Origin of the sequence: Flavobacterium sp., from assembly GCF_049318325.1 — a bacterium.
Lineage (GTDB): Bacteria > Bacteroidota > Bacteroidia > Flavobacteriales > Flavobacteriaceae > Flavobacterium.
Map to the genome: position 1 here is coordinate 1 of NZ_JBMOGQ010000063.1, position 12,132 is coordinate 12,132.

11 protein-coding genes are annotated in these 12,132 nt (G+C 32.2%); 3 read left to right on the plus strand and 8 right to left on the minus strand.

The genetic code is table 11. From position 1 onward, the window contains the following. Positions 1–374 (plus strand): OmpA family protein (locus ACOYLP_RS07055; RefSeq protein WP_422855479.1); only part of this gene is annotated, 374 nt, incomplete at its 5' end. Here ACOYLP_RS07055 and ACOYLP_RS07060 read toward each other — a convergent pair. The 4 genes from ACOYLP_RS07060 to ACOYLP_RS07075 all read right to left on the minus strand — a co-directional run bounded on the left by ACOYLP_RS07060 (position 371) and on the right by ACOYLP_RS07075 (position 5,364). After that, a complete protein-coding gene (locus tag ACOYLP_RS07060) occupies positions 371–817 on the minus strand; it encodes a GNAT family N-acetyltransferase (RefSeq protein WP_422855480.1) in 447 nt (148 codons plus the stop codon). The genes ACOYLP_RS07055 and ACOYLP_RS07060 overlap by 4 nt on opposite strands. A gap of 4 nt (positions 818–821) precedes the next feature. Then, entirely contained in the window at positions 822–1,721 is a 900-nt protein-coding gene (locus ACOYLP_RS07065; protein ID WP_422855481.1) for a DUF4837 family protein, read from the minus strand. 109 nt (positions 1,722–1,830) lie between these two features. Continuing rightward, on the minus strand, positions 1,831–4,083 hold the full coding sequence (locus ACOYLP_RS07070; RefSeq protein WP_422855482.1) for a LysM peptidoglycan-binding domain-containing protein: 2,253 nt from the start codon (positions 4,081–4,083) through the stop codon (positions 1,831–1,833). A gap of 93 nt (positions 4,084–4,176) precedes the next feature. Continuing rightward, positions 4,177–5,364: a phosphoglycerate kinase gene (locus ACOYLP_RS07075; RefSeq protein ID WP_422855483.1), complete on the minus strand. Its 1,188-nt coding sequence runs from the start codon at positions 5,362–5,364 to the stop codon at positions 4,177–4,179. Between the two features lie 220 nt (positions 5,365–5,584). Here ACOYLP_RS07075 and ACOYLP_RS07080 point away from each other — a divergent pair, with 220 nt between their 5' ends. Then, positions 5,585–6,733 carry an ATP-binding protein gene (locus tag ACOYLP_RS07080; RefSeq protein WP_422855484.1) on the plus strand — a complete coding sequence of 383 codons (1,149 nt, stop codon included), beginning with the start codon at positions 5,585–5,587 and terminating at the stop codon, positions 6,731–6,733. 5 nt (positions 6,734–6,738) lie between these two features. Continuing rightward, positions 6,739–7,128, plus strand: coding sequence for a DoxX family protein (locus ACOYLP_RS07085; protein ID WP_422855488.1), 390 nt, complete (start codon positions 6,739–6,741; stop codon positions 7,126–7,128). Positions 7,129–7,199: 71 nt separating this feature from the next. Here the strand turns inward: ACOYLP_RS07085 and ACOYLP_RS07090 are convergent, their stop codons facing one another. The 4 genes from ACOYLP_RS07090 to ACOYLP_RS07105 all read right to left on the minus strand — a co-directional run. Further along, a complete protein-coding gene (locus ACOYLP_RS07090) occupies positions 7,200–9,464 on the minus strand; it encodes a helix-turn-helix domain-containing protein (RefSeq protein ID WP_422855485.1) in 2,265 nt (754 codons plus the stop codon). Positions 9,465–9,564: 100 nt separating this feature from the next. Further along, positions 9,565–10,134, minus strand: a complete 570-nt coding sequence (locus ACOYLP_RS07095; RefSeq protein WP_422855489.1) for an OmpH family outer membrane protein — start codon at positions 10,132–10,134, stop codon at positions 9,565–9,567. Between the two features lie 190 nt (positions 10,135–10,324). Next, positions 10,325–11,218, minus strand: a complete 894-nt coding sequence (locus ACOYLP_RS07100; RefSeq protein WP_422855486.1) for a class I SAM-dependent methyltransferase — start codon at positions 11,216–11,218, stop codon at positions 10,325–10,327. 55 nt (positions 11,219–11,273) lie between these two features. After that, positions 11,274–12,132, minus strand: an 859-nt coding sequence (locus ACOYLP_RS07105; RefSeq protein ID WP_422855487.1) for an FAD-dependent oxidoreductase, incomplete at its 5' end; no start/stop codon positions are given.

Below are 12,132 nucleotides of genomic sequence, written 5' to 3' on the forward strand. Positions count from 1 at the left end.
TTCAAAAACATCACATTGTTGGAGATCACATTTATTTAAATAACATTTTATTTGAAAGAGGAAGCAGCAAATTACCATTTAAATCTAAAAACGAATTAGATAAAATTGCTCGTTTGCTTATGAAATATAAGAACCTTCAATTTGAAATTCAAGGACATGTTTGTTGCACTCCACCCTATCAAAAAGAAGCCATCGATTTAGACACTAGAAAACGTCAACTTTCTGTGAACAGAGCAGAAGCGGTTTATAAATATTTACTGTTTAAAAAAATAGCAAAAGACCGTATGACCTTCAAAGGATACGGAAACACCGTTCCGCTGGGTAAAGGAGCAGATTATGACAGAAGAGTGGAATTAGTTATAACCAAAATCTAACTTCTTCTCATTTCTATATGTGGAATATCATCTTCGAGATACATTTCACTTGTTTGAATAAAACCATGGCTTTCATAGAATTTCTTCAAATATAATTGAGCTGAAATCGTTATTTTAGTTTCTCCAAGTTGGTGCTTCATAAAATAAATTGCTTCTCTCATTAGTATGTGACCAAGTTTTTTATCGCGATACGTTGGTTTAACTATAACGCGTCCTATTGAAGCTTCTTCAAAATAATCTTTTGGTTTAAACAAGCGGGCATAAGCGACCGTTTGACCATTGACTTGTCCTAAAAAATGCAATGCTTTTTGATCTTTGTAATCAATGTCCTGATAAACGCAATTTTGCTCCACTACAAAGACTTCACTTCGCAAATGCAGTAAATCATATAGTTCAATAGTAGTTAACGCCTCAAATCGTCTTATTTTCCATTCTAAGTTCATGCTGCTATTTTTTAATTTGTATGGATTTAATAATCGATTCTAATTCAAACATTAAGTCGCGCTTTTCTTTTGATGGTGCATAACAAAATCCTTCTAAAACAAGGATGTGTTTATGGGCTTTATCAAAAATAGCATAACTGATAAACGGTCCAGACATGAAATCGTTTTTCATTTGCCACGTTCCTTTGGTTTCATAGGTTTTGTTTCCAGCCAAAGTTGTAATAGAAAAATAGGGTGAGTAAGCTTTTTCTGTTACCATTTGTTTTCTGTAAGCGGTGCCATGAATGTATAATTTTCCGATGGAATCCCTAACTTTTACGACATCATTTACAGCATTTTTTGGGTTTATACTTTTCCAAGGAATCTGGTAAATTATAAGGCTTGTGTTACCGCTGACGATTTCGCTTTTTAGCCAAATAAAATTTCTTCTTCGCATGACATATTCGTATTTCGAGGGAATCAATATGTCAATGTTAAATTTTTTTTGGATTTTTTTTATATCAAGTAAAGAATCTTTGATTATTTTTTGCTTGTGAGTAATTTCGATTGCACGCATTTTTTTGATAATATCAGGCGTGTTTTTTTCGAGTAATTCTAGTATTTCAAAAGATGTTTTTCCCGAAATATAAAAGGCATTTTGAGGCGTAATAAATTCATTTTCTTTGAATTCAAACTTATTTTCATTGCTTTTTTTGACTATGAGAATATTTCGGCTATCGGTTGAAAATCCTTCAAAAAGTTTTACCGGATATTGATTGATACTAAATAATGGTTCTTCTTGCGGTAGGCCTAAAACTGGGGAGGCAAACTTGTTTCTGATGCTATCGCCAACTACACCATTCCAAAGTTGATCATCAATAATTACAGCAATCGTATTTATAGCTGCAGAAGAATCTTCGGGCAATTTATCTTTTTTAAATGAACAAGAGCTCACAAAAAAAGAGACAAAAAGGCATAAAAAAAGGGTTTTATTCATACTGAAATAAAACCCAAATTTATAGAAGATTTTCGGATTAACCGTTAATTTTTAATTTCATACCTGCTTTTAAACGTTCGCTTTTAATTCCGTTCCATTTTTTCAAATCAGAAATCGAAACGCCAGGATATTTTTTGGCAATGCTAAATAAAGAATCGCCTTTTTTAACATAATATAATTTAACTTCATCTCTGTCATTAACTGCTATATTTTCTTTTTTAGTTTGTGTGTTTTTAGTGTCTGTTGAAACCACATATTTTTTACCTACAATTAACTTTACTCCAAGTTGAATATTACTATCTTCAATTTTGTTCCAATCTTTGATGTCTGATATTGAAACATCATATTTTCGGGCAATGCTCCCTAAAGTTTCTCCTCTATCAACTATGTGTTCGGTAATTTTTAATTCGGTTTTATAGGTTGATTCTTTTGCAGGCTCTTCATCATTGTTAACCAATGCCAATTTTGAGCCTTGCTCAACATTTGAATCGTTTAGATTATTCCATTTTTTTAAATCTTCTAAACTAACGTTGAATTTTTTTGCAATGCTGAATAAATTATCCCCTTTTTGAACTTCATAAAAATCGCTAGGGTTTTCAGTTGGCTCATTTGAAGTAACTGCAGTTTCAGTTGCATTTTTATCAGCTTTTATTTCTTTTCTAACTGTAGTTACTACTCTTTCGTTTTTTATTATTTTCAGATTATCACCTGTCATAAGGTTGTTGTTTCGAAGCTTATTCCATTTTTTTAATTCAGCAACAGAAACTCCATATTTATCTGAGATTTCACCAAGATTATCTCCTCTTTTCACTTTGTGATATTTTACAACATCTTTATACGAAATGACTTTTTCTTCTTTGAAAATTTTTGCCGTGTTTGATGCTATAGCCGTAGATTCTTTTACAGAGGTTGTATCTGGTTTTGTAACTTTTTTATCTTTTGATGCAACCGCTTCTTTTGTAATAATTTTTAATCTTCTACCCATTGGCGCTTTGTTGCTTCGTAAATGATTCCACTTTTTAAGTTCCGCCATTGTGATGCCATACTTATCTGAAATCTCGCTTAAGCTATCTCCTCTTCTAACTTTATGATATTTTATTCTTGAAATTGTTCCGTCGTTATCAGACTCATTTGTGTTTCTAGATGCCAAACTTTCAAAAGGTCTTTCCCTTTTGTTTGATTCATATTGAAGAAAAGCATATATCTTATCTTCATTTGAAGTAAATACCGCAACTTTGTTAACCGGCAACCTTAAATAATGATTTTCACCGGTGATATAAGGGATTTCATCTCTTTTGTATGATGGGTTTAAAAACTGTAATTCCGCTACCGGAACATCCAACAAATCAGAAATTTGTTTGAAGCTCATTGCGTTTTTAATCATTACGGTGTCTGTTGCAAAATGATTTGCTACAGCTCTATCTGGTTTGATTCCGTGTTCTTTGTGATATTCAAAGATATACATCGTTGCTAAAAAAGCTGGTAAATATCCTTGCGTTTCTTTATGAAGATAGGGTCTTATATTCCAATAATTTTGTTTTCCACCTGAACGACGAATTGCTTTTGCTACGTTTCCCGGACCTGTATTGTAAGATGCTAAGACTAAATCCCAATCTCCAAAAATAGCATACATGTTTTTCATATATTGAGTTGCAGCTTTACTAGCTTTCAAAGGATCGCTTCTTTCATCTTCATATGTATTAACTTTTAAACCGTATTGTTTTCCTGTTTGATACATAAATTGCCACAACCCTGTTGCGCCTACTCGTGAAACAGCTCTCGGATTCAACGCCGATTCTACAACGGATAAATACTTTATTTCTAAAGGGATATTTTGTGCGGCTAAAGATTCTTCAAATAGCGGAAAATAAAACTGGGAAACTCCCATTAATCTTTCAAATGCTCTCTTTCTGTTTTTTAAAAATGATTTGATAACGTTCTCCAATCCAACATTATATTCAATATTGAACGGGGATTTTTCGTCTAGTTTCTTTAATCTTTCTTTAAGTAATTCTGTTGGTAATTCGTATTCAACCTTTTCATCAACATTAATGTTTTTTATATCAAAAGTTAATTCATTATACAAATCTAAGCTGACCAATTCCTTCATCCATAAGCTGTCAATGCATGAAGCAATATTATCTCGAACAAAAGTGGATTTTAAAGAGTCTAAAACTTCCTTTCTGGTGAGTGATTCTTTTTTTACTGATGTAGCAACGATAGTATCTTGAGCGAAAATCGCGGAAGAAGCTATCAGTAGGGCTAATGAGATTAATTTTTTTATAATCATAACTTTATTTTATAAAGTGTTATATTTCAAATATTTGTATTATTAATAATTAATAACGTCCATTATTATTTTTTATTGTGCTGGTTTAGAATTTTAACTTAAAATAGCTGCAATTCCCGGTAATACTCTTCCTTCCAACATCTCCAACATGGCGCCTCCTCCTGTTGACACATAACTCATTTTTTCTTCTAATCCGAATTGTTTTACCGCTGCAACCGAATCTCCACCGCCGACAAGAGAAAATGCTCCATTTGCTGTTGATTCGGCAATATAATTTCCTAATTCGATTGTTCCTTTGGCAAAATTTTCCATTTCAAAAACACCTAAAGGGCCATTCCAAAGTATTGTTTTTGAATTTATGATTACTTCTCTGAAATTAGCTAATGATTTTGGTCCGGCATCTAAACCTTTCCATCCATAAGGAATTTCGCGAACATCAACTATTTGAGTATTGGCATCATTTGAAAATGAATCTGCTGCAACAACATCTATTGGAATGTGAATATGAACATTTTTTTCTTTAGCTAATTTTAAAATTTCTAAAGCCAATTCTTGTTTGTCATCTTCGCAAATTGAGTCTCCGACTTTTCCTCCCAATGCTTTTATAAAAGTAAATGTCATTCCGCCACCAATAATCATGTGATCCACTTTGTCTAAAATATTCTCAATTACTGTAATTTTTGAAGAAACTTTTGAACCTCCAAGAACTGCAGTTACTGGTTTTACCGAATTATTTAAAACTCGATTTAAACTCTCTATTTCTTTGGCTAAAAGCAATCCAAAACATTTATGATTTGGAAAAAATTCAGCTATTATTGTTGTTGAAGCATGTGCTCTGTGTGCTGTGCCGAATGCATCATTCACATAAATATCGCCTAATGAAGCTAATTCTTTTGCAAAAATTACATCTCCTGCCTCCTCTTCAACATAAAAGCGAAGATTTTCTAGCAATAAAACTTCTCCCGATTTTAAATTTTTTGCAGCATTTGTTGCTATTTCTCCTCTGCAATCTGAAGCAAATTGAACATTTACCCCCAAGACTTCAGTTACTTTTGCAACAATATGTTGTAATGAATATTTGTCTTCTTTTCCTTTTGGTCTTCCTAAGTGTGATATCAAAATTACACTGCCACCATCGGCAAGAATGGTATCTATAGTTGGCTTAGCGGCTTCAATTCTGTTGGCGTCTGTTACGTTGAAATTCTCATCTAAAGGAACATTAAAATCAACTCTAATTATGGCTTTTTTGGCGTTGAAATTAAAATCTTGAAGTGTCTTCATTTAATAAATCAAAAGGTGTGAATCGCTACAAATATAATAAAATTTAGTTTTGTCGATTTTTTTGTGCTTTTATCGATGTTTTTTTAAGAAAATTTTAAGATATAAATTCTTTGTTTACAAATAAATAGCAAATAATTTCATAGCTATTTACAGTTGAATTTATTTTGAATAACAAAATCTGATTTTACTAATAGCAAAATTTTTCTTCTATATTTGCTTTATGCAGTTTTCAGATATTCTTGGTCAAGATTATATAAAAAATCATCTTGTAAAAAGTGTGCTTTTGGGCAGAATTCCCCATGCACAATTGTTTGTTGGACCTGAAGGTTGTGGCGCTTTAGCTATGGCTATTGCTTATGCCCAATTTGTTTTATGTAATAACCAAGGTCAGGAAAACAGTGGCGGAAACGAAAGTTGCAATTTAAAATTTCAATCGCTATCGCATCCTGATTTGCATTTTGTTTATCCTAATGTAACAAATGATGATGTAAAAACTAAACCAAAAAGTGCTGACTTTATTGTGGATTGGCGAGAGTTTGTTACGAAAAATCCTTATGGTAGTTTATTTGACTGGCATAAGCACCTTGGTGTTGAAAACAAACAAGGTATGATTCGGGTAGAGGATGCCTCAGATATTCTGAAGTCTTTGGCGTTGAAGTCTTACGAAGGTGGTTATAAAATTATGATTGTTTGGATGGTTGAAAAAATGAACATCGACGCATCCAATAAATTATTAAAATTGTTGGAAGAACCACCTAAAAAAACATTGTTTCTATTGATTTCTGAAAATGAAGAGGATATAATTCAAACCATCCGTTCACGATGTCAAGTGTTGCATTTTAGTCCTTTGCCTGAAGTCGAAATTTCGAAAGCCTTAAAAACCCACTATTTTTTAGATGATTCTTCAGCGGCAAAAGTAGCGCATCAAGCGCAGGGAAATTACAATAAAGCACTTCATATTGTGAAAAACGATACGGTAGATTTTCCTTTTGAAAAGTGGTTTGTGGCATGGGTTCGAGCTGCTTTTAGCGCAAAAAAAAACGCCTCTGCTATTCAAGACTTAATTTCATGGAGTGAAGAAATTGCAGGATTGGGTCGCGAAGGACAAAAGCAGTTTTTGAATTATTGCATTGTTATGTTCCGTCAAGCTTTGCTTCATAATTATGAAACTAAAAACCTGGTTTATGTTGAGCCGCAAGTTGAGAATTTTACATTTGACAAATTTGCACCATTTGTAAATGGGAATAATATTAATGCTATTTTTAATGAACTTTCCGATGCAATATATCATATTGAACGCAATGGAAATGCCAAAATTATTTTGACTGATTTGTCTATAAAACTTACACGATTAATCCATAAAAATTAGCTATGATGACTAACACTGCTTCCATACTCATTTTACTTTTTCTTGCTGTAACTTTTGTACAATCGGCCTATGATAAAATTTTTAGCTGGCAAGGAAATATTGATTGGCTTAAAGGTCATTTTGCAAACACTTCATTACTAAAGAATAATATTCCCTCATCATTAGGAATTATTCTTATTCTCGAGCTAATAACCGGTGTTTTAACTTTGGTTGGTTGTGTAGAATTGTTGGTTAATGGCGGCAGAACATTTGGCTTTTACGGCGCTGTTTTTTCATGTATCACATTGATTTTATTACTTTTAGGTCAACGATTAGCCAAGGATTATGATGGAGCACGTACAATAGCTATTTATTTTGGTCCGGCTGTATTGGCAGTTCATTGGTTGAGCTATTAATATTTCATCCCTAAAGGGATTTTAATACTGGTGATTTGTTTTGCTATCCGAATTTATCCTTGACGGTATAATTATAAACTCGCTTTAAACATTTTAAGTTCATCCCAAGTGAATTTATCTCCGTATTGTTCTTTCAATCCGTTGAGCATTTCTTCTTTATAGCCTTTAAAAGCTTTGGCTAACTCTTGGATTCTTTCTTCTGGTAAAACATCCGAAATTGAAATGGTTTCTGTTTCTATAAGTTTGGCGAGATGACCACCAATTGTTTGAGTTGTTAGCTTACGTATTGCGGCTATTTCTTTTATCGTATTCTTTTCCAACCACAATTCATAGGTTTCCTGAACAGTTGATTTTTTTGGAGCTTTATCTGTTTTTTTCTTTTTGGTATAACGTTCTAAATTGACTTCATCTTCTATCAATGTTGCGTTTATATTTTTAAATTCTTCGCGAATGGTTTCTAGTTTTCTGATTTTGTAAAATCTAATGGCTTCAGAAGATAATTTTTCTTTAGAGATTGTTTCGCCTTTGACTATAGTTTCTATAAGTAATTTTGCTTTCATCAATTGTAAAACCGCTTTGGTTTGTAGCGTTTCCAAAACAACTAATTCATCATAAAATGCTTTCACTTTTTTAATCCTAATTACTTCTTCTAATTTCCACAGAATTTCATAAACCATATTATCTAACGGTTGTAAAAAATACAAATAAGCAGCTTGAATTCGTTCAAAAACAAATTTAAAATCGACTTCCTCTTCTTTGAATAGTGAATTCAATTGAGAAATGAATTTTCGGGAAGGATCCAAAAGATTTTCAATGGTTTCGGTTTGTTTTTTGGCCCAAAAGGCATGCTTTGATTTGGCAGATAGTTCAGAGTCTTCGTTGTAACTGAACTTGTGATTTCGCCATTCCTGAGCCAAATCGGTCCAATCGAAACTGGATTTTAGATAATTATGGATAAACATTTTTGTTTCTTTCTTCAAGGAATTTTCTAAAAGTTCTGCACTAGCTTTATTTTCAGCATATTCCATGACATCATTATCGCTGGAGATGCCATTCATTTGTAATGGAGAAAGTAACACCAAACCTTTTAGAGAACGCAGTCGGGAAAGTGCAACATAGGCTTGTCCGGGAAGAAAAACTTGAGAAACATCGAGTGCTGCTTTGTCAAATGTTAATCCTTGGCTTTTATGAACCGTAATTGCCCATGCTAATTTTATTGGATAATGTGTAAATGTTCCGAGTATTTCTTCGCTGATTTCCTTGGTGTTTTCATCAACATAGTAGCGGATGTTTTGCCATTCATATCGTTCCACTTCTATAGTTTTATTTTCTTCTGGAAAGTTCACCAAGATTTCTTCATCTGAAAGTGATTTAATGATTCCCATTTTGCCGTTGAAATAATTTTTTTCAAAAGACAAATCGTTTTTTATGAACATTACTTGCGCTCCAACTTTTAATTCAAGGTTCTCTTCTAAAGGATAAATTTTATCTGGAAAATCGTCAACAATTAATGCTTTATAAATTTTAGTGTTTCCTTTTAAATCGAGTAAAGATTGTGAATTTATAGCATCAGCTTTGACATTGTGTGTTGTTAAAGTGATAAAACCTTTATTGGTTTTTAAATCAAAATTTGGTTGAACAAATTGATTGAGAATTTGAATATCGCTTTGCGTAATCTGATTGTTTCTTAAGTTATTTAAGACCGAAATGAACTGCTCATCCGTTTGGCGGAAAATTTTAGACAATTCGATATATAATGGTGGATATTGCTGAATAACATGCGAATGAAAAAAGAATTTTCCTTTATAATAAGTTCGTAATATTCTCCATTCTTCGTCACGAATTATAGGTGGTAATTGCAATAAATCGCCAATAAAAAGAATTTGAACTCCGCCAAAAGGAAAATTATTTCTTCGAACGGATTGCAACATAAAATCGATTGCATCCATCAAATCGGAACGCAACATACTGACTTCGTCAATAATCAACAATTCCATATTTTGAATAACTGATTTCTTTAACCCGCTCATTTTAAAATGCCTGCGTAATGTTGCCTTGGTTTCGAATTTAGAATTTTCTAAAAATTGAGGTGTAGAATTATCGGGGATAAATCCGCCGAACGGTAGCTGAAACATTGAATGAATGGTAACGCCCCCAGCATTTAATGCGGCAATTCCTGTTGGAGCCACGACTACACAATTTTTGTGTGTGGATTTAATTATCTCTTTGAGAAGTGTAGTTTTTCCTGTTCCCGCTTTTCCTGTAAGGAAAATGGAGCGATTGGTTTGATTGATAAATTGCAATACATAGTTTGCTTCGGCTGATAATGAGTTCATGGCGTATAATTTAGAAGCAAAAATAAAACATTGTATTTCAATACACAACAAAAAAAGACCTACAAAATTGAGGTCTTTTTATCTTACAAAAAAAGTTGTTCTATTTCTTTACTTCTTTAGGTGCTGCCTCTTTTTTTCCCTTCGAATTGTATTTATCATTAACCATTTTGATTACTTCTTTTGTAATATCATAGTTGTCTTTTGCATATAAAATTGATGGTGCAGAATCGCCAGATCCATAAATATAATCGTATCCTTTTTCCTTTCCGTATTCTTTTATTATTTTTCTATATTTAACAACTAAAGAATCTATTTCGGCTCCACTTTCTTCTTGTAATTGTCGAAGCATTGCTTGTTGAGCATAGTTTAATTGTTGTTCTCTTTGTGACAATTCAGCACCTTTTTGTTGTGCCCAGGCTTGCCCATTTGTTTGAGCATTTTGCTTAAAACTTGCTGCTTCAGATTTAAAACGAGCCACTTCTGCTTCTAGCTGATTGCCCATAACTTTAGATTTATCTTTATATTTAGCTCCTATGTCTTTTGCTTCTGTAGATTCATCCATTAATTTAGAAGTATCAATATATGCTGTTTTGAATTTTTTTGTTTCTGTCGGTTTATTGCAAGAAATAAATACAATTGCTAATGCAAAAAGGATAACTGTTTTTTTAATCATGATTTGATAAGTTTAATTTTGGTTTTCAAAAGTATAAAAATAAAATTCAATTAACTAAATGTTGAATTATAGTTGTTTTTTAGAGTATAAGTTTTAATTATTATAAAAAACATTATTATAATGCTTTCTTATTTTGTTTGGCTTTAAATAAAGCGATTTAAAAGCTTTTCTCATTTAAAACAGCTAATTACATATTTCTGCTTTGTTTTGTTAAATGAATTGCTTTAAATTGATTTTTAATTGTTTTTATGATGTAAATGTGTGAAGAATACTCTTTGTTTTGTTTTCCACTATGATTTGATTTCAATCCGACAAAAAATGCCTTGATGAAATTCATTTTCCCAGTTTTATATTTTTCTGATAATAGGCTTACATAAAAACTATCAAATTTCATTGGAAGCACTTTAACTAATTTCATTTCCTTTTCTGCAAATAATTTATCAATGGCTGTTTTTGAGAAATGCCAAATGTGTCTAGGCACATCAAAAGCTGCCCAAAATCTTCCATAATAATTTGCGTCAAAGGATTTAAAATTTGGAACTGCAATAATAATTGTTCCCGATGGTTTTAATAATCTTTTCAACTCTAAAATATACTCATCAAGATTTGGGACATGTTCTAAAACGTGCCACATCGTAATAACATCAAAAGAATGACTTTCTAAATCGGAAAGATTAGTTGCAAAATTTACTCCCTTATTAATTGCAATTGTTTTTGCTTTTGCGCTCGGTTCAATTCCTGTTGTATCCCAACCATCATTTTTGGCTACAACTAAAAAGTCTCCTGTGCCAGCTCCAATATCTAAAAGCTTTCCTTTCTCAGATTCTGCATTAATTAATTTCAGTTTATTTTTAAGTGCAATATTTTTTATGAAATGATACATTCTTTCAAACAACGAACGCTTTCCATCAGTATGCGAAATATAATCTTCGCTTTCGTAATAGCTTGGTAATTTTTCTGTACTTGGTTTTGGAAATGTGATTAACAAATCATACTCAGGGTTGTGATGTAATTCGAAAATTTCTTTTGAAACAGAATAGTCTCTAACTTTTAGATGAAAAATATTATTTTGAAAACTCATATAAAGACTGTATTTATAAGGCTTGGCTAAATTGGTTTCACGTGGAACGTAAAAATTATCTTCCCATATAAATTAATAAAACTGAAATATCAGACGGAGAAACTCCGCTGATCCTTGATGCTTGTGAAATGGTTGCCGGACGGATTTTGCTTAGCTTTTGCTTTGCTTCAATCGACATGGACTTTATTTTATTATAATCGAAATTCTCAGGGATTTTAATGTCTTCTAAACGTATTAATTTTTCAGCGTTGTTTCTTTCCTTTTCGATGTAACCTGAATATTTAACTTGTATTTCTGCCTGTTCAATTATTTCTTTATCCAAATCATTTTCGGTAACGTAATTTTTCACCTTTTCAAACTTCATAAAATCATCCAATTCAATTTGCGGGCGTGAAAAGACTTTAAACATTTTATCCGACTGAGCCATTACCGAACTTTCTTTGGCCTCCAAAATTGGATTTGCCTCTTCTGGAGTTATACTGGTTTCCTTAAAAAAGTTTACCATTTTTTCACTTTCATTGAACTTGTGCTCCATTCTTTTTAAACGCTTTTCAGAAGCTAATCCGATTTCATAAGCCTTTGGAGTCAATCTAAAATCAGCATTGTCTTGTCGTAAAAGTGTTCTGTATTCTGCACGAGAAGTAAACATTCTGTAGGGTTCTTCAGTTCCTTTTGTAATCAAATCATCAATTAAAACACCTATATAAGCTTCATCGCGACGCAGAATCATTGGCTCTTGATCTTTTACTTTTAAAGCTGCATTTATTCCTGCCATGATTCCTTGAGAAGCTGCTTCTTCGTAACCAGTGGTGCCATTAATTTGTCCAGCAAAATATAATCCTTCAACCAGTTTGGTTTCGAGTGTATGTTTTAATTGCGTTGGTGGAAAATAATCATACTCTATTGCATAACCT